A 17,818-nucleotide genomic window follows, 5' to 3' on the forward strand; every position below is an offset into this window, starting at 1 on the left:
GGCCTCATTCGCCGTCAACCCGGCGTCGCCCGAAGCATCCAACTCCTCGTTGATCCCAAGCACATCCCCATCCTAGATTGGCTCGAAATCGACCAGTCATAATCATTGTGCCGAGGTACTAGTAGAATCCCCTTGTCAAAAAAATCATCAACCCGCGTTGTGAGAAGGGTGTAGATAGCACTCTTTCCGGCACCTTTTTCGCCCCGAACGATATCAATCTCGCCATTGGCAATTTTTTGCCATTGGTTGGTCTCGACAAAGTAACCGGCCAGTGCGCCAACCTCCTCTTCGGCGATCTGGGAGCCGAAAGACATCTGTTTCAATAGTTCGAGGCGCTTCACGGCAAATTCTCGCTGTTCGGAAGAATTGCATCTTCTAGCCCGCGCCCGGGTCGCGGACAAACGGACAGCGCTCTCTACCGTTGACGCCAGAACAAGAAAGCAACCTAGGTGTTGCGTCCGTGTTGCGCGGAGCGATTAGTAGAGATCGGTAAGACGTTGATTCCTAAGGGATTGGTTTGCAGCGCCCTGCAACACGAAATCAGGCGATAGAACGAAGCCGAAACTGCAAGAAGCGCTTTGTTTTCAATCCGTTATGCTGGCGCGCTCGGAGAGATTCGAACTCCCGACCCTCGGAATCGAAATCCGATGCTCTATCCAGCTGAGCTACGAGCGCGTCCGTGACCGATTACCAGACCAGAAGGCGAAATCCAACATTCGCCCCGGCTCTTCCGAACGTCGCAACTTCCTAGTCTGTAACGCGATCAGAAGCAGGGGTGGCGACCACCCTGTCCGTTGTACGTCGCGGCACCCTGAATGCAAAAACTGTTCGACGGACCGTCATAATAGGCGAAGGTACCGGGTTCAGGTCCCGGGCCATAATTGTGCGAATAGCTGATGGGATAGGGCAACCCATAGGCATAGCCGTGCCAGTGGTGGTGCCGGCGTGCTTCCGCCGGACTCGTGACCATGGCCAACGCAGCCAGGGCGGCCGCGGCGAGGGCAAACTTGGGTTGAATCATAGGGAATCTCCGAGGAAGCGAACCGGTCTATTCTAGGCCAAAACAGGCTCCCATCTAGAGAGAAATCCCGCAAACAGCGGTAAATCCTGCAAAAGCTGTCAAAAAACGGTCGCGAAGGCCAGAATTTCGGCCCTTCCGGCATGCTTAACGATTTTCAAACACAGTCTCGCCAGAGTCGTGCCCTCTGATCCCGCATCATCAGCGATTTTTCGCAACTAGCCGCGATTTGCCCGACTGCCTCATGCTTCGCATCACGCCTTTCGCCTCTCTCTTGCTGTTGTGCCTGGCCGCAAGCCCGGCGCGCGCCGATCTGCACATCACGCGTGACCACGGCGGCTATGTCGAAGAGTACAAGGCGAAATACGCCCGCATCCGCGAAAACCACGAGCGGGTGATCATCGACGGCATCTGCAATTCCGCCTGCACGCTGGTATTCGGCATCGTGCCGATGAACAAGATTTGCGTGACGCCGCGCGCCAGCGTCGGTTTCCACCAGGCCTATTACGACAAGGCGTTCACCTTCGGCATCAAGGTCACGAGCACCGAGGGGACCTCGGATCTGATGTCCTATTATCCGGATACAGTGAAAGACTGGATTCGCCGCAATGGCGGGCTCACCACCGAAATGAAGAAGATCAAGAATGGCGGAGAGCTTTGGAAGATCGTCGATCCCTGTCCGGACGAGTGGTGAGCGCCAATATCGGCGAGGCCTTCATATCAGATCGATCGTCCCCGACATCACGGGCACGCAGCGCCCGCCGATCATGGTCGCTGTCACGACGCCGTCTTTCTTTTCTGCCTCAGCTTGGAGGAGACTGGGCCGGCCCATCTCGACGCCTTGCGCGATCGTCTTTGACATCTGCAAGTCTCGCTCGGGCCGCAGGCTCGCCAGAAGCCCGATCAGCGCCACATTCGCGCTGCCGGTTGCGGGGTCTTCGGGAATGCCGTGATGCGGCGCGAACATCCGCGCGCGAATGTCGAGATCGCTTTCAGACACTTGGGTGTAAATGAAGAGGCTCGTCACCGGCAGCTTCGCGATCTCGCGTTCGAAAACCTCAGCCCGCGCGCGCCGCGCTAAGTTTTTCACGGCTCTTTAGCTCAGCGAGGATGAACGGCGCGCCGCAGGAGGCGATGCAAGGCCGGTGGTGCCGCGTTTCGATGTCGTCCACCGATAGCGAGCAGGCCGATGCGATCAACTCGGGCGATACTTCGGCGCCGACCGCGAGAGGCTGCGGCGAGGCGAGACGGGCCCCGATCACCGTCGGGCCGTCCTTCAGAATAGCGATCGGAACGAGGCCGGCCTTCTCCTCGAACACGACGCGCTCCCCGTCGATGGTGCGGCCATGGCTTTGGCCTGCGCGGGCCAGCGCAAATGCGGTGCCGACATTGGGGTGGCCGGCAAACGGCATCTCGTAGCGTGGCGTGAAAATCCGGACCTCGGCGGTATGGGCGGGATCCGTCGGCGGCAGCACGAAGGTCGTTTCCGCGAGATTGAACTCGGTGGCAATCGCCTGCATCTGCCCGCCCGACAAACTTTCCGCGTTGAGAACGACGCCAAGCGGATTGCCAGAGAATTGCGTGCCGGTGAAGACGTCGACAGTGACGAAGTTCAGTTTCATTGGGTCTAGCGAATATCTAGAATGTCACGACGCTGCGGATGGATTCGCCGCGGTGCATCAGGTCGAAGGCGTGATTGATCTGGTCGAGCGGCATCACATGCGTGATCATCGGGTCGATCTGGATCTTGCCCTGCATATACCAGTCGACGATTTTCGGTACATCCGTGCGGCCGCGCGCGCCGCCGAACGCCGTGCCTTTCCACACCCGCCCCGTGACGAGCTGGAATGGCCGTGTCGCGATCTCGGCACCTGAGGGCGCAACGCCGATGACGATCGATTGACCCCAGCCGCGATGGCAGGATTCCAACGCCTGCCGCATCACGGTGACATTGCCGGTGCAGTCGAAGGTGTAATCGGCTCCGCCGATCTGGTCGGCGCCTGACTTGGTCATGTCGACGAGGTGAGGGACAAGATCCTTGCCGAGTTCCTTCGGGTTGACGAAATGCGTCATCCCGAAGCGTTCGCCCCAGGCCTTGCGGTCGTTGTTGATGTCGACGCCGATGATCATGTCGGCGCCAGCCAACCGCAAGCCCTGCAACACGTTGAGCCCGATGCCGCCTAGGCCGAACACGATCGCCTTGGCGCCTTGCTCGACCTTGGCGGTGTTGATGACCGCGCCGATGCCGGTCGTGACCCCACAGCCGATGTAGCAAACCTTGTCGAAGGGGGCGTCTTTGCGGATTTTCGCCACCGCGATTTCCGGCAGCACGGTGTAGTTCGCAAACGTCGAGGTGCCCATGTAGTGATGCACCGGCGTGCCGCCAAGCGAGAAGCGCGAGGTGCCGTCGGGCATCAGGCCCTGGCCCTGGGTGGCGCGGATCGCGGTGCAGAGATTGGTCTTGCGCGACAGGCAGGAGGGACACTGCCGGCACTCCGGCGTGTAAAGCGGAATGACGTGATCGCCTTTTTGCACGCTGGTCACGCTGCGCCCGACATCGACCACGATGCCCGCGCCCTCATGGCCGAGAATGGCCGGAAACAGCCCTTCGGGATCGGCACCCGACAGCGTGAATTCGTCGGTGTGGCAAACGCCGGTCGCCTTGATCTCGACCAGAACCTCGCCGTCGCGCGGCCCATCGAGCCGAACCGTCGTGATCTCAAGGGGCTGGCCGGGTTTGACGGCGACGGCGGCACGAACTTCCATGGGTGTTCCTCGTTCCTGGTCCTTGCTATGCGATAGCGGACGAGCCGCCAAGTGAGTTTTCGCGATTGCCCGATAGCATATGTTCGGGCACTGACGGCGGCAAATGACTAAAGACCTTGATCAATTGGCCGCGCGTGCGGCGCCGGCGATTTTCGTCGTGCTCTGGAGCACCGGCTTTGTCGCCACCAAATACATGTTGCGCAGCGCCGAGCCGCTGACTTCTCTCGCGATCCGCATGACGGTCGTGGTGGCGATCATGGCGGTCATGGTCGTCTTTGCAAGGCCGCGATGGCCCGGTCTCACCGGCATCGGCCACAGCATCGTGGCAGGAATTCTGGTTCACGGATTTTATCTCGGTGGCACGGCGGTCGCGATTTCGCTTTCGATTCCGGCTGGCCTTTCGGCACTGATCCCGGGCTTGCAGCCTATCCTGACTTCGACATTGGCCAATCGCTGGTTGGGCGAGCGCGTCACGCCGCTGCAATGGGGCGGGCTTCTGCTTGGACTCGCGGGCGTTGCGCTGATCCTGCACGAACGGCCCATGAGCGGCGAAGCGGGCTGGGGCTGGTTCTCCTCCGGCGTATCGCTGGTGAGCATCACCTTAGGTACGCTCTACCAGCGGCGTTATTGCCGCGACATCGACTGGCGAGCCGGCAATCTCTTCAATATGTCGCCGTCATGGTCTTTTCGCGGCCGGCGCGCTCCTGTTCGAAGATCGCATCGTGCATTGGACCGGCGAATTCATCGTGTCCATCGTCTGGCTGGCGGTGATGCTCTCGATCGGCTCGATCGGATTGTTGTACTGGCTGATCCGCCGTCACGCCGCGACGTCGGTGGCAAGCCTGCTTTATCTGGTTCCCGCCGTCACCGCTCTGATGGCCTATGTGCAGTTCGGCGAAAAACTCGATGCGGTCGCGATCGCCGGAATGATTGCCTGCGCGGCCGCCGTTTTTCTAGTGGCCCAATTCTAACCGGGAGCGACGCTTCAACGTGCGCGAACCTTTTCATAGGCCTTCAGCGCGCGTTCGCGGCCCTTGCGGTGATCGACGATCGGGTGCGGATAGGTTTTTCCCAGGGTGACGCCAGCCCCGGCGAGTTCAAGCGGCGCAGCTTCCCACGGCTGGTGGATCAGCTTTTTCGGCAACCCAGCCAACTCGGGCACCCATCGCCGCACATAGCTACCGTCGGGATCGAATTTTTCGCCCTGAAGCATCGGATTGAAAACGCGGAAGTAGGGCGCGGCATCGGCGCCGGAGCCCGCGACCCACTGCCAGTTGGCGGGATTGCTGCCGGCGTCGGCGTCGACCAGCGTATCCCAGAACCATTTCTCGCCCGCGCGCCAGTCGATCAGGAGATGCTTGACCAGGAACGAGGCCACCACCATCCGCACCCGGTTGTGCATGACGCCGGTATGCCATAGCTGGCGCATGCCGGCATCGACGATGGGGTAACCGGTTTGCCCGCGCTGCCAGGCGGCGAGCGCTACCTCATCGTGTCGCCACGGAAAGGCATCGAACGACGGCTGCAAATTGCGGGTGTCGAGATCGGGTACGTCGAACAACAGATGCCGGCAGAACTCGCGCCAGCCGAGCTCACTCAAGAACTTGTCGGCATCGCTGGCCTGCGCAGGATGCTCGGCGGCGGCAAAATGCGTGGCATGCCAGATTTGGCACGGACTAACCTCGCCGAAGCGCAAATGCGGCGAAAGGCCGGAGGTGCCGTCGCGATCGGGCCGGTCGCGATCTCCGGTGTAGCCCGACAGGCGATGGCCGAGAAAATCCTTGAGCCGCATTTGGGCGGCGCTTTCGCCCGGTGTCCAGGTGTCGCGCAGGCCGCCGGCCCAGTCGGGCCGCGTCGGCTCGAGCCGCAGGCTTTCGAGCGTTTCGCCGGTCAGACTTGGTCCTGCGCGCAAATGGGTCGGGGCGGGCAGGGGGCTTGGCGGGGCGCCCATCGCCTGTACGCGCCGCCAGAACGGCGTGAATACCCGCAAGCCCCGGCCTTCCTTGGTCCGCACGTTCTCCGGCGTGGCCAGCAGATCGCCGGCAAACGCTTGCGCCTCGTTACCGAGATCGCACAGCGCCGCGGTGAGGTCGCGTTCCGTGGCGAGATGCGGCGCCTGCGCAATCGTATTCCAGAACACGGCGCCTGCGCCGCTTTCGCCTGCAAGTTTCGGGATGATCGTGGCCGCGGATCCCTTGCGCAGCAGCAGCGGCACGCCGAGCGTGGCGAGGCCTTTGTTTAAGGCGCGCAGCGATTGCGCCAGCCACCAGCGCGCCGCGCCGCCGATTGCGCGCGCGCCGGGCTGACGTAAGGTTTCGTCGAAGACATAGAGACAAATCACCGGCCGGCCGGTTCTGGCGGCTGCATGCAAAGCGGTATGGTCGGAAAGACGGAGATCGTCGCGAAACCAAACAATGCAGGGAGCGTCGGATCGATCAGCCATCGAGACGTCAACTCATCTGAAGCGTGCTGGGTCCATCGCAAATATTGAAACCTGGCCCTCTCTGATGCGTACTACAGTAAGGCAAGGCTGGGAACGCGGAGCTTGTCGTGCAGCGGTATGCCGTTCTTTATCTGGCGACATTGATTGTCCTGATCCCGGTGGATTTCCTTTTTCTGGGCATCGTCGCCAAGGGGTTTCTCACTTCGCAGGTCGGCGACATGCTGGGCGAGATCAGGCTCGCGCCCGCGGTCCTGTTCTATTTGCTGTATGTCGTGGGAGTAGTCGTCTTCGTCAGCGGGCCGGCGAGCGCGACCTGGCAATCGGCATTGCTCTATGGCGCGCTGTTCGGGTTTTTCTGTTATGCGACGTTTGAGCTAACATCGCTGTCGCTCCTGAAACACTGGACTTGGCCGGTGGTCATGCTCGACGTGTCCTGGGGGACGTTTGTGACCGCGTTATCGTCCACAGTTGGACTCCTGATCGCCAATTGGCTAGTGCGGCGAATTTGAAGTTCCTATCGGTGTTGCGGCCAATTCGCTATAGGAACTTCAAATTCAAGGCCGCACTAGCATAAACAAGTTTGCTAGAGCTCCTTCGATTCCGAAGTTCGCATCAAAGGTTGCCGCGACACAATGCGAACTTTGGAATCGGAGCTCTAGCGCCGAGCGCTTGAGCGAGATCGTCGGCGCATTCCCCGGATGCTGCGCAATGCACCGCGTCTCGCGGCGTGGTGCGCCGCTGATCCGGGGTCCATGAATTTCGAGAGGTCCCGGCTCTGCGGAGCGGCGTAAAGATCCGCCGCGCCGCGTCCGGGACAGGTCCACGCCGCTTATTTCGGCTGCGGCACGATCCGGATGTAGGGCTTGGGCGCCTTCCATCCGCCGGGATAAATGGTCTTGGCCTCGTCGTCGGACACGGAGCCCGCGATGATGACGTCATCGCCCTGTTTCCAGTCGGCAGGCGTCGCGACGCGATGCTTGGCAGTCATTTGAAGAGAATCGATGACGCGCAATATTTCCTGGAAGTTGCGGCCCGTGGTCATCGGATAGACCAGCACCAGCTTGATCTTCTTGTCGGGACCGATGATGAAAACATTGCGGACGGTCTGGTTGTCGGCCGCGGTGCGGGTGCCGACATCGCCCGAAGTTGAGGCCGGCAGCATGTCGTAGAGCTTGGAGACGTTGAAATCGGTGTCGCCGATCATCGGATAGTTCGGCGCAGCGCCTTGTGTCTCGCGGATGTCCTCCGACCATTTGGTGTGCTTGTCGACGGGATCGACGGAAAGGCCGATCAGTTTGACGCCGCGTTTGTCGAATTCCGGCTTCAGTTTTGCGAGCGCACCGAGTTCGGTCGTGCAGACCGGCGTGAAATCCTTCGGATGCGAGAACAGCAAAGCCCAGCTATTGCCGATCCAGTCGTGAAATTTGATTTTGCCTTCAGTGGTTTGGGCCTCGAAATCCGGGGCCACGGCGCCAATTTGCAGTGCCATAGGTCGACCTCGTTCATGCTGGGGATAACTTCCACGGCGCAGTATAGGAGCCAGCATCCGTCAAGTGAATGACTGCCGGTAAAAAGGGCAGTTTGTTCTCTTTGCCGGCTCGCGCCTAGCATCTTCTTTTGATAACAACCCCAGCTTGGAAATGATCTCGATCTCAGGAGCCGGATACCGTTGCCCGGATCTTGCCGCTCAAGTGCCGCAATCAGGCGCCACCGGTGAACCCGTCAGGACATCACAGCGACAAATTAGCAACTCTGTTAAACCTGAATCGAGCGGGTTTCGAATCATTAACCACTCATTTACGCCCGCAGGAAATGCTGGGCGCTAGTACCGCCGATCTGAAGTCCCTGCGGTACAAGCGGCGAGTCCATACAGGGACTTCAGATCGAATGCGGTACTAGAACCATAAACTGGCTAGTGCCCTTAAACTTTCCGAAGTTCGTCGCAGAAGTAGCGGCGGCGCCTTACGAACTTCGGAAAGTGGGCACTAGAAAACAAGAAGCCTAGAGCTGAAAAACTTAGAACTGAAAAGAGCAACTCCAATGTCTGCCCCCTTGGCCTCCTCGGCCGAAACTGCCTCTGCCCTTGAACCTTCCAAGATATCCTGCCGCGACACCGCCGCCCACGCGCTGACCATCGTTCGCGACGGCGTCATTACCGGCGAAGGCCCGACCACCAAGGGCCGTGTGCATTTCTCCCGTGAACTGGACGCCGACGACGTCGCTTGGTGCGAACGCATCCTGACGGCCTCCGCGGTCGCGCATCAACCGGTCAGCCGGGCGGAAGCCGAGGCTCTGTTCGAGATCGACGGTGCCGCCACCGAGCGCAGCGACGCGGGCCGTTTCGACGACCTGATCGCCAAGGCTGTCGTCCATCATGCGGCTTCCGTTTCGGGGCTGCCGGTGCCGCCGCGCACTGTTGCGCTCTCGCCGGAAACGGCGATCGAGAGCTGGGCGCCCGCTCATGCCGCCAATGTCGATGTCGAAGTGCTCAACTGGATCGCGACCCAGATGCGCGGCAACCGGCGCCGCAACCGAACGCTGGCGGCCTTGGTCGCCACGATCGTCGGCGTCGCGTTGCCGCTGGCGCAGCTGCCGAACATGTTCGACATCGGAATGTAACTTCGGAATAGTTTTCTGGATCAAACGGCGGGGTTATTTCCCCGCCGTTTTTTGTTTTCCGGCGTCGGCATCAAGACCAACCGTGCGGCCCGGAAAGCCGGCGACGTCGAAATAGCGCTGCGAGAGCACGCGCTGGAATTTGACCACGGTCTGCAACCCGTTCGCCGCCGGTTTGGAGGTGATGGTGCCGTCGGCTGATTTAAGCACGATGCCGTTGGGCAGCGCCTCCGACATCACGCGGCCGGTCAGGCCGCCATTATTGACGGGATGCAGGCCGATCAGCTGGGCGATGGTCATGCCGATATCGGCGTTGTTGACCGGCAGCGGATCGACGTAACCGGCCTTGAAGTCCGGTCCGATCGCCGCCATGAAGTTCATGGTGTCGCCTCGGCCGAAGCTGCCGTGCATGCCCTGGCCCTGGCGCAACACCGTATCGGCAATCTCGACGGAACAGTTGGTGGGTTCGCCGCACCCTTCCACATAGGAGCGGAAATTGACCACGATCGAGGGCGTGGGCGTTACCGCCTTGCCCTTCAAATTGACCTGCGACAGCGGCAGGGTGCCGGGGAAACGTCCGAGCTTGTCGTCGACAAATATTCCGCTGACATAATCCTGATCGAGCAGCGCCTTGACGGTTCGATCCGCCAGTTTCTTGTCACCCTTATCACCCTTGGGCAGATAGATCAGGTCCGATCCGCCATTGGTGGCGACCACAAGGTCAGGCTTTGAGGGATCCTGGCCCAGCAGGCCGTTGCCGGCTTTGGGATGCGCGCCGTCCGCGACTTTGGCGTTGTTGTCGTTGGGATCGAACAGCGGCAAGTCGAGCGCTTTCGCCAGATCGAGCGCCAGAAAGCCCATCGGCAGGAAATCCTTCGGCGTATCGTCGTAGGAGACCTTCGCTGCGGGACTGGTCTTGCTCTCCTTGGAGATCGTCGAGAAGCCATGATCCGAAGCGATCAGGATGTTGGTGTCGGAGGCCAAGCCGAGCTCGTCGAGGGCTTTGCGCAACGCGGCGAGGTTGTTGTCGGCATTCTTGACGCCGGCGAGGGACGTTGGCCCGTTGATGCCCGGCGTCACCGTGTTGAGGCTGTCGCCATGGTTGTGCTGGCTGCCGTCGGGATCGCGTGACCAGAACACCAGCACGAACGGCTTGTTGCGGGCCTTGAACATCGGCAGCAGCACCTTGGTGGCGACGTCGACGAAATAGGCCTGCTGCGCGGTGTTGGGGACCAGCGTGCCAGGCGTCTTGGCATCGCCGACCTTGCCGTTGTCGCCGCGTGGAGGCGTTGCCAGCGGTAGGCCGGCTTTCGCGAGCGCGGCTTTCATCTCTTCGGAAAGCGGAACGCCATTCTTGCCGCCGGTGGCGTCGTCGATCACGATCGAGTGGATGCCCTCAGTGCCGATCTTGTCGGTGTGATCGAAAATCAGCGTAGGGCCGACCTTGCCGAGTGCGGCTGTACTGAAACCCTTCACGCGCGCCATCTTCAGGATGGTCTCTTCGTTCAGATAGTCGCCGCCGAAATGTTCGTCGACGTCGGCCAGCACAGGGTCGACCTCGAGAAACGGAGTTACCGTTCCGCCTGCGGCGGCAACTGGGTAGCCGGTATAGATCGAGTTGGAGAAATCGCCGGTATCGCCAAGGTAATGGCCGGTTGCCATCGCCGACGCGTTGGCCGTGGTGAAGGTCGGAAACAGCGAGTGGGAGTTCTTGAAGTTGACGCCGCGGTCGCGCACCTCCGCCATCGTGGGCGCCGTCTCCGGGCTGACGATCCGTCCGCGCAACCCGTCCGGCACGAACAGGATGACGTTATGCGGCCGGCTGTTTTGCGAAAAGGCGGTATCCGCCGACAGCAAGACCAACCCGATGGACAACATCGTCACCGCGCGGCGCATTTTTGAATTCTCCAGAGAATCGAAACGACCGGCCAGCGGGCCGGTATTGGTTTGCCATGTGACAGAATTGTTACGGGCGGCTGAGGTGCCGATTGCGGCGCTACCGCTAGCCGAAGGTTTTATTCGTAACTCTCAGCCGTTGCGCGAGGACGCGCATGACCTTAAGCGCGAAGTAAGGGGTTTGGCTGACCAGAAACAGGAACTGCTTTTCCGATACCGGTACCAGTTCGACGTCGGTAATGGCGGTTACGGTAGCGCTGCGCGGCTCGCTGTCGATCAGGGCCATCTCGCCGAAAATGCTCTCAGTGCCGAGTTCGCTGATCGTCCGGTTGCCGATCTGTACCCGGACCTGTCCGCTTTTGATCACGAACAGCTCGCTGGCTTGGTCGCCTTCGCGGAAAATGGTGCTGCCGGCCTTGAAGCTTCGCGCCTCGATATCGTTGCCGGTTAGTACGCCAAAACCCGTATCCTGCTGCATGATGCCGCCCCTTTCATCGAGCGGTCACATTAGAAGCCGGTTTGGAACTGGGCAAGAATGGGGAAGAAAGATCACCGCAAGTTGCGACTGGCGCTTTCTAACTTCGCTGGCGGCTAAATGGCCGGCAGTTATAGGCCTTGCGGAATCCGGCCGCCCTGGCGTCGTCCTCAGAACAGAACCAGCGATCGGGGCGAGTCAGCGCCGGATAGCTGCGGCAAGCCTGAAGATGATAGATGCCGACATTGCCGGTGACGCGGGCGCGCAGCGCATACTTGCCCTTGATACCGCAACCTGACGGCATCGAAGGCTCCAGCGGAAACAACACCTCGCGTATTTCACGATCCTTGTCGCTCCGGCAGGCGCCGCCGAGCAGGGCGCCGTCTTTTCGCCCGGCACGGAAATCCTGCGGAGCGATGAAACAACCTTTCCAGAGGCCGCGGCGGCTGGCTTTGGCGTCGGTTTCGTCTGCGCCAAACCGGCTCTGGCCTGCGAGGGCGACATTCACTGCGAAGCCATGCTGAACCAGAAGCTGGTTGAGACTGGTGGTTTGTCCCTCGGCGGTGCAGGTGCCGAGATGCCAGCTTTTATAAGCGGCGTCCGGCCCTAAATCCTCGCAACGGACGTCGCGATCGCCGATCAGCTTGGTCAATTGGTCGCGCGCCTCAGTGCCGCAAGCCCAACTGTCGGCATGGTCGTCGATACAGAGCTGGTCGGGCGCGGGGACATCGATCCCGCCGAGCCGGTAGGTCACCCCACCGACGTCGACGGTACCGCCATCCCGCACGAGCGAATTGGCGGCGAAGCTCGGGCTGGCGGCGAATATCGCCAGGATCGGGATGAACCAACGCATGATCAATCAGGGTAAATGAAAGCTCGTGACCTCGCCCACGCCTAGCACATCTTGTCGGCGATTGCTCTGGGCGTTGTCGTCGCGGCACCACCAAGCGTCAGCGTCAGGTGGGTTTTGCCGGCTGGTCCTTGGGCCGTCTGACGACGGTTACTTCACGAACGCCGTCCAGCTCTTTCAATTTGTCCGGATAGGTCGCAATGTCGTGCGACGAAACCTTGCTCAGGAGAACCGAAAGATCATCGGTCCCTTGCTGATTCCTGTTTTCGACCAGGAAACGCTTGACCTGACCGTTTCGCAGGCCAAGGGCTTCTTTCAGCAATTCGGGCGTCAGGCTTCCGCTATCGACCTCGATCTTGAGCTGGCAGCTTTGATTTCGCGATCGGTAGGCTTCTTCAAGCGGCTTGATGCCGGCCAGAATGATCAGGATGATCACGGTCGACGTGCTGGCGGCCAGATAAAGCCCGCCGCCGACCGCGAGCCCGACGGCCGCGACCGTCCAGATGCTGGCCGCGGTGGTGAGGCCTTTGACGATCTCGCCGCGGGCGAGAATAGCGCCGGCGCCGAGGAATCCGATTCCCGAGACGACCTGAGCTGCGATCCGCGACGGATCGAGGACGACGTTCTTCTCGTTCAGGATGCTGGAAAAGCCATATTGGGAAACGATCATGATCAGGCAGGAGCCGACGCAGACCAGCATATGGGTACGGATTCCAGCCGCCCACAGCAGGCGCTCTCGTTCGAATCCGATGAGGCTCCCCAGCGCCGCGGCGGTGACCAGACGGAGCAGCATTTCCATGTTGGACATCGTGATCTCCGGGGGGCTCCCTGCAGGGGCGGGAGGACACGATAACGGAATTTTATGGCCGGGGAAAAGTTGCGCCGCACAGTTCGCCCGCTGGGCTCGCCGGCGTCGAACTGGTATGCGCGATGCAACGCCTCGATCACCGGTTTCTAGCATATAAGCCGTTGCCTCGGCTCGGTTTTGCTGTACGACAAATGGTTACATAAGCCCCCCGCGTGCCAACGTGGGGATGGGAGAACGCAAACAGTCCTTCACATGTTCAAACGAATTTTGATCGCCAACCGCGGCGAGATCGCCTGCCGCATCATCAAGACCGCCCGCCGGATGGGGATTGAGACGGTCGCCGTCTATTCGGAAGCCGACCGCGACGCTCTTCATGTCGAAATGGCCGACCATGCGGTCTTTATCGGCCCACCGGCCGCGGCCGAGAGCTATCTGGTGATCGACAAGATCGTCGAGGCTTGCCGCTCTACTGGCGCGGAAGCCGTCCATCCCGGTTACGGATTTTTGTCCGAGCGCGAGGCCTTTCCGCGTGCGCTTGCCGAGGCGGGGATCGTCTTCATCGGTCCCAATCCCGGCGCGATCGCGGCCATGGGCGACAAGATCGAATCCAAGAAGAGGGCCGCGGCCGCCAAGGTGTCGACCGTTCCCGGCCATCTCGGCGTGATCGAAGACGACAAACACGCCGTGAAGATCGCCGACCAGATCGGCTATCCCGTGATGATCAAGGCTTCCGCCGGCGGCGGCGGCAAGGGCATGCGGATTGCCCATTCAAAGGCCGAGGTCGCCGAAGGCTTTGGCCTCGCCAAGGCCGAAGCCAAGGCTTCATTCGGCGACGACCGCGTCTTCATCGAAAAATTCATCGTCGATCCCCGCCATATCGAAATCCAGGTGCTGGGCGACAAGCATGGCAATGTGATCTATCTCGGCGAGCGCGAATGTTCGGTCCAGCGCCGCAACCAGAAGGTCATCGAAGAGGCGCCGTCACCGCTGCTCGACGAGACCACCAGGCGAAAGATGGGGGAGCAGGCGGTCGCGCTTGCGAAAGCCGTGAACTACGATTCGGCGGGCACCGTCGAATTCGTCGCCGGCCAGGACAAGAGCTTCTACTTCCTCGAGATGAATACGCGCTTGCAAGTCGAGCATCCCGTGACCGAACTCGTCACCGGCATCGATCTCGTCGAGCAGATGATCCGTGTGGCCGCCGGCGAGAAGCTCAAACTCACGCAGAAGAACGTGACCTTGACCGGATGGGCGGTGGAGTCGCGCGTCTATGCGGAAGATCCGTTCCGAAACTTCCTGCCTTCGATCGGCCGGCTGGTGAAATACCGGCCGCCGGCGGAAAGCGCGAGCGGCGGCGTCACGGTTCGCAACGACACCGGCGTGCAGGAGGGCGGGGAAATATCGATCTATTACGATCCGATGATCGCCAAGCTCGTCACCCATGCGCCGTCGCGGGCGGCCGCGATCGAAGCGCAATCAATGGCGCTCGATTCATTTTACATTGACGGCATCCGACACAACATTCCCTTCCTCTCGGCGCTGATGAGCCATCCACGGTGGCGCGAGGGCAAGCTTTCCACCGGCTTCATCGCGGAGGAATTTCCGCGCGGGTTCTCGGCACGCGCGCCGGAAGACGAAGTTGCACGGCTGCTGGCCGCGGTTGCGGCTGCCATCGACCACGTGCTCGGCGAGCGCAAGCGGCAGATTTCCGGCCAGATGATTGGGCGGCCGGTGCAGCGCGAGCGCCGCCGCGCGGTGTGGCTCGGGCGCGAGGAAATCCCGCTTGAGATCGTGCGCGAGGCCGATCACCTTGCGATCCGCTTTATCGGCGCCGACGGCACCACGGGGCCGCACCAGGTCGCCTCATCCTGGAAGCCGGGCGATCCGGTCTGGCACGGCACGATCGATGGCGTCGAAGTCGCCATGCAAATGCGGCCGGTTCCCAACGGTTTCCGGCTGGCGCATCAGGGCTTTGAGGTCGCCATTCAGGTGTTCACCGAGACAGAGGCATCTGCAGCAAAGCTGATGCCGGTGACCACGGTGTCGGATTCCGGCAAGAAGTTATTGTGTCCGATGCCGGGCCTGGTGGTTTCGATTGCGGTCAGCGAGGGGCAGGAGGTCAAGGCGGGCGAAACGCTCGCGGTCATCGAAGCGATGAAGATGCAGAACGTGCTGCGCGCCGAGCAGGATGGCACCATCAAGAAGATCTATGCCACGGCTGGCGCGACGCTGGCGGTCGACGCGCTGATTTTGGAATTCGCCTAACAACAAGAGAAGTCTGCGATGACCTTCCAGAAACGCCGCGAAACATTGCGCGCGATCCTGTCGGGATCGGCCTGCATCCGGTCCGGCTCGGTCTATGACGCGATCTCAATCCGGATCGCCGAGGATCTCGCCTTCGAACTCGGCATGTTCGGCGGGTCAGTGGCTTCGCTGGCCGTGCTCGGCGATCCCGACATTGCGTTGATCACGCTCACCGAGCTTGCCGAACAGATGCGGCGGATGTCGCGGGCTTCGGCATTGCCGGTGCTGGTCGATGCCGATCATGGCTACGGCAACGCGCTGAATGTACGCCGCACGATCGAGGAGTTGGAAGCTGCCGGCGCCGCGGGCCTCACCATCGAGGACACGCTGCTGCCCCAGGCTTACGGCGAGACCAAGACCCAACTGATTTCGCTGGAGGAGGGCACCGGGAAGATGAAGGCGGCGCTGGATGCGCGGCGCGATCCCTCGTTGGTCATTGTCGGACGCACCGGGGCTGTGTCCATCTCCTCGCTGGACGACGCCATCCTTCGCGCCAAAGCCTACGAAGCCACAGGCGTGGATGCCCTGTTTTTTACCGGCATCAAGGCAAAGTCCGAACTCGAAGCGATATCAGCCGCGACGCGGCTGCCACTGATTCTCGGTGGCGCGCCGGAAGCGATGTCCGATTCCGTTTATCTCCGGGAGCAACGGGTCAAAATCGCGCTACAAGGCCACGCGCCGATTTCGGCCGCGACGAAAGCCGTCTATGAAACGCTTAAAGCGTTGCACGAAGGACTGCCACCGAAGGCCCTGACCGGCCTTGCCTCGGCCGGTTTGACCGCGCAGGTGACGCGCGAGGCGGACGTGAACGCTCGCGTGGCCGCGTATCTCGGGGTCAAGCGATGAAGACTGCCTTCCGCCGGGTCGTGATCCGCGGAAGGGTGCAAGGCGTGGGCTACCGGGCCTGGGTCGACCGTCAGGCGAGGCGGCTCGGCCTGCAAGGCTGGGTTCGAAACCGGCGCGACGGCGGTGTCGAGGCCGTGTTCGAGGGGGCTGAGGATACTGTGGCAAATATGATTGCTTTCTGCCGGAATGGACCGCCCTCGGCGCGGGTTGATGAGGTTGCGGAGGAGACCGCACACGCGGATGAATTGGGGCTGCGGCGCGCTGGCGAGGCGTTCTCGGTTCTGCCGACGATTTGAAATCTGAGCGTTCAAGAGGAAATCCAATGATAAGAAAACTCACGGAGCGATCGACAAGGCTTGGTCGGGGCGCAAGCCGCCGGTTTGCGTGCCTCGGCGTCCTGGTTGCGGTCGCGCTTCTGGCCGGTCGTCTCGACGCATCGGCGCAGATGCCGTCGGCTTCACTTCCGGGCGTCGATCCGGCCCTACTCGAGGATATCGTTGTCGGCAGCCGCATCCTGGCTGATTTCGGTGTGGTCGACGGCTTCGGTCACGTCAGCGCGCGCCATCCCACCAATCCGAACCACTTCCTGATGTCGCGTTCGCTGGCGCCCGCGCTCGTCACCGCCGACGACATCATGGAGTTCGATCTCGACGGCAACCCGGTGGACGCGCGCGGCCGCGCCGTGTTTCTGGAGCGTTTCATCCACAGCGAGATCTATAAAGCGCGTCCCGACGTGATGTCGGTGGTGCATACCCACTCGCCCGGCGTCATTCCGTTTTCAGTCAGCAAAGTGCCGTTGCGCGCAATGTTTCATAATCCGGCGTTCCTCGCCGTCGGCGTGCCGGTATGGGATATCCGGAAGGACTTTGGCGAGACCAGCATGCTGGTTGCCAACGCCGCGCTTGGCAAATCGCTGGCCGAAACGCTCGGTGACAAGCCGGTGGTCCTGATGCGCGGTCATGGCGATGTTGCGGTCGGGCCGACGACCAAGATGGCCGTGTTCCGGGCCTATTACACTGACGTCAACGCCAGGCTTCAGGCGCAGGCGCTCGCGCTTGGCGGGGAACCAAATTACCTGACGCCGGGCGAGGGCGTGAAAGCCGACCAAACCAATTTTGCCGTGATGGATCGGATCTGGAACTTGTGGCGGGTGAAGGTTTTGCCTTCGCTTGCCAAATAGTTTCGCGAGCGAGGTGAGGCGTGATCGAATCTTTCGTAAGCTATTTCACACGTCTTGTTCATCAAGAGGTGAGGGAACATCACGCGTGCCTCTCGGGTTATCCCCGCGCATAACAGCAAGGGAATAACCCATGAAATTCACTACAATGGCATTAGCGGGCGCGCTGGCGCTCTCAAGTTCGTTCGCAATGGCGCAGGCCGCCGGTGCGGGAGGCGCCTCTGGCGGCGCGGCAGGTACAGGCGGCATGTCCGGCGGTGCCTCAGGCAGCCCGTCCCAGAGCGGCGGAATGACTTCAGCCCCTGGCGCGACCACGGGCCAGTCGAAGCCGGGAGCAATGGGCAATCCGAGTGCCGCGACCACCAATCCCTCCGGCAGCACGCTGGTCAATCCGTCGCCGAGCGGATCGACCGTCGATTCCACCGGAACCGGCACGGGCCGATAGGTCGACAGAACATCCGAACAAGACAAAAGCCCCGCACATCCCGGCGGGGCTTTTTTTCATGGTGCGCCCAGCATGGGCGCACTCTTATGGGTGCAAGTCCCATCGTGAGTTGATCACAACGAGCGAAGTGAAGCGCAACTGCATGAGGGCGACCGAGTGTGGGGAGGAAGCGTG

The 17,818-nt window shown here is 61.3% G+C and carries 19 protein-coding genes, 1 tRNA gene and 1 pseudogene; 9 read left to right on the plus strand and 12 right to left on the minus strand.

Translation table 11 applies throughout. The features are described from left to right. Positions 1–14: 14 nt before the first annotated feature. The 3 genes from ABSE61_RS32200 to ABSE61_RS32210 form a co-directional block, all read right to left on the minus strand. Positions 15–341, minus strand: coding sequence for a hypothetical protein (locus tag ABSE61_RS32200; RefSeq protein WP_423875209.1), 327 nt, complete (start codon positions 339–341; stop codon positions 15–17). A gap of 257 nt (positions 342–598) precedes the next feature. Next, positions 599–675 (minus strand) — tRNA-Arg (locus ABSE61_RS32205). 88 nt (positions 676–763) lie between these two features. Then, entirely contained in the window at positions 764–1,021 is a 258-nt protein-coding gene (locus tag ABSE61_RS32210) for a hypothetical protein (RefSeq protein ID WP_423875210.1), read from the minus strand. A gap of 241 nt (positions 1,022–1,262) precedes the next feature. Between ABSE61_RS32210 and ABSE61_RS32215 the strand changes: the two genes are divergently transcribed. Beyond that, a complete protein-coding gene (locus tag ABSE61_RS32215; protein ID WP_423875211.1) occupies positions 1,263–1,712 on the plus strand; it encodes a hypothetical protein in 450 nt (149 codons plus the stop codon). 21 nt (positions 1,713–1,733) lie between these two features. On the opposite strand, the gene ABSE61_RS32220 is transcribed toward ABSE61_RS32215, so the two are convergent. The 3 genes from ABSE61_RS32220 to ABSE61_RS32230 are packed head-to-tail and all read right to left on the minus strand — an operon-like array spanning position 1,734 to position 3,784. Then, entirely contained in the window at positions 1,734–2,108 is a 375-nt protein-coding gene (locus ABSE61_RS32220) for a PhzF family phenazine biosynthesis protein (RefSeq protein WP_423875212.1), read from the minus strand. Then, complete coding sequence (locus ABSE61_RS32225) at positions 2,077–2,640, minus strand: PhzF family phenazine biosynthesis protein (protein WP_423875213.1); 564 nt, start codon at positions 2,638–2,640, stop codon at positions 2,077–2,079. Before ABSE61_RS32225 ends, ABSE61_RS32220 begins: the two co-directional genes overlap by 32 nt. Positions 2,641–2,656: 16 nt before the next feature. Then, entirely contained in the window at positions 2,657–3,784 is a 1,128-nt protein-coding gene (locus ABSE61_RS32230) for an S-(hydroxymethyl)glutathione dehydrogenase/class III alcohol dehydrogenase (protein WP_423875214.1), read from the minus strand. Positions 3,785–3,887: 103 nt separating this feature from the next. Here ABSE61_RS32230 and ABSE61_RS32235 point away from each other — a divergent pair. Next, a pseudogene (locus ABSE61_RS32235) lies at positions 3,888–4,755 on the plus strand (DMT family transporter). Between the two features lie 14 nt (positions 4,756–4,769). Here the strand turns inward: ABSE61_RS32235 and ABSE61_RS32240 are convergent. Further along, complete coding sequence (locus ABSE61_RS32240; RefSeq protein ID WP_423875215.1) at positions 4,770–6,227, minus strand: cryptochrome/photolyase family protein; 1,458 nt, start codon at positions 6,225–6,227, stop codon at positions 4,770–4,772. 107 nt (positions 6,228–6,334) lie between these two features. On the opposite strand from ABSE61_RS32240, the gene ABSE61_RS32245 reads away from it, so the two are divergent. Continuing rightward, positions 6,335–6,736 carry a DUF2177 family protein gene (locus ABSE61_RS32245; RefSeq protein ID WP_423875216.1) on the plus strand — a complete coding sequence of 134 codons (402 nt, stop codon included), beginning with the start codon at positions 6,335–6,337 and terminating at the stop codon, positions 6,734–6,736. A gap of 320 nt (positions 6,737–7,056) precedes the next feature. Here ABSE61_RS32245 and ABSE61_RS32250 read toward each other — a convergent pair whose 3' ends face one another. Next, positions 7,057–7,716: a peroxiredoxin gene (locus tag ABSE61_RS32250; protein WP_423875217.1), complete on the minus strand. Its 660-nt coding sequence runs from the start codon at positions 7,714–7,716 to the stop codon at positions 7,057–7,059. A 551-nt stretch (positions 7,717–8,267) separates the two neighbouring features. On the opposite strand from ABSE61_RS32250, the gene ABSE61_RS32255 reads away from it, so the two are divergent. After that, the gene (locus tag ABSE61_RS32255) at positions 8,268–8,846 is read left to right on the plus strand and encodes a hypothetical protein (protein WP_423875218.1); all 579 of its coding nucleotides are present in this window, start codon (positions 8,268–8,270) and stop codon (positions 8,844–8,846) included. Between the two features lie 33 nt (positions 8,847–8,879). On the opposite strand, the gene ABSE61_RS32260 is transcribed toward ABSE61_RS32255, so the two are convergent. The 4 genes from ABSE61_RS32260 to ABSE61_RS32275 form a co-directional block, all read right to left on the minus strand. Further along, positions 8,880–10,739, minus strand: coding sequence for an alkaline phosphatase family protein (locus ABSE61_RS32260; protein WP_423875219.1), 1,860 nt, complete (start codon positions 10,737–10,739; stop codon positions 8,880–8,882). A gap of 106 nt (positions 10,740–10,845) precedes the next feature. Further along, complete coding sequence (locus ABSE61_RS32265) at positions 10,846–11,217, minus strand: Crp/Fnr family transcriptional regulator (protein ID WP_423875220.1); 372 nt, start codon at positions 11,215–11,217, stop codon at positions 10,846–10,848. Positions 11,218–11,314: 97 nt separating this feature from the next. Continuing rightward, positions 11,315–12,067, minus strand: a complete 753-nt coding sequence (locus tag ABSE61_RS32270; RefSeq protein WP_423875221.1) for a thermonuclease family protein — start codon at positions 12,065–12,067, stop codon at positions 11,315–11,317. Positions 12,068–12,170: 103 nt separating this feature from the next. Then, on the minus strand, positions 12,171–12,872 hold the full coding sequence (locus ABSE61_RS32275; RefSeq protein WP_423875222.1) for an MgtC/SapB family protein: 702 nt from the start codon (positions 12,870–12,872) through the stop codon (positions 12,171–12,173). A 252-nt stretch (positions 12,873–13,124) separates the two neighbouring features. Between ABSE61_RS32275 and ABSE61_RS32280 the strand changes: the two genes are divergently transcribed. The 5 genes from ABSE61_RS32280 (at position 13,125) to ABSE61_RS32300 (ending at position 17,644) form a co-directional block, all read left to right on the plus strand. Next, positions 13,125–15,137: an acetyl-CoA carboxylase biotin carboxylase subunit gene (locus ABSE61_RS32280; RefSeq protein ID WP_423875223.1), complete on the plus strand. Its 2,013-nt coding sequence runs from the start codon at positions 13,125–13,127 to the stop codon at positions 15,135–15,137. A gap of 18 nt (positions 15,138–15,155) precedes the next feature. After that, a complete protein-coding gene (locus tag ABSE61_RS32285) occupies positions 15,156–16,022 on the plus strand; it encodes an isocitrate lyase/PEP mutase family protein (protein WP_423875224.1) in 867 nt (288 codons plus the stop codon). Further along, positions 16,019–16,318 carry an acylphosphatase gene (locus ABSE61_RS32290; RefSeq protein WP_423875225.1) on the plus strand — a complete coding sequence of 100 codons (300 nt, stop codon included), beginning with the start codon at positions 16,019–16,021 and terminating at the stop codon, positions 16,316–16,318. The genes ABSE61_RS32285 and ABSE61_RS32290 overlap by 4 nt, the downstream gene beginning before the upstream one ends. A 26-nt stretch (positions 16,319–16,344) precedes the next feature. After that, the gene (locus tag ABSE61_RS32295) at positions 16,345–17,202 is read left to right on the plus strand and encodes a class II aldolase/adducin family protein (RefSeq protein ID WP_423875226.1); all 858 of its coding nucleotides are present in this window, start codon (positions 16,345–16,347) and stop codon (positions 17,200–17,202) included. Between the two features lie 130 nt (positions 17,203–17,332). Beyond that, positions 17,333–17,644 carry a hypothetical protein gene (locus ABSE61_RS32300; RefSeq protein ID WP_423875227.1) on the plus strand — a complete coding sequence of 104 codons (312 nt, stop codon included), beginning with the start codon at positions 17,333–17,335 and terminating at the stop codon, positions 17,642–17,644. Positions 17,645–17,818: the final 174 nt, after the last annotated feature.

The organism is Bradyrhizobium sp. (assembly GCF_049519115.1).
In the GTDB taxonomy this organism is placed as follows: domain Bacteria; phylum Pseudomonadota; class Alphaproteobacteria; order Rhizobiales; family Xanthobacteraceae; genus Bradyrhizobium.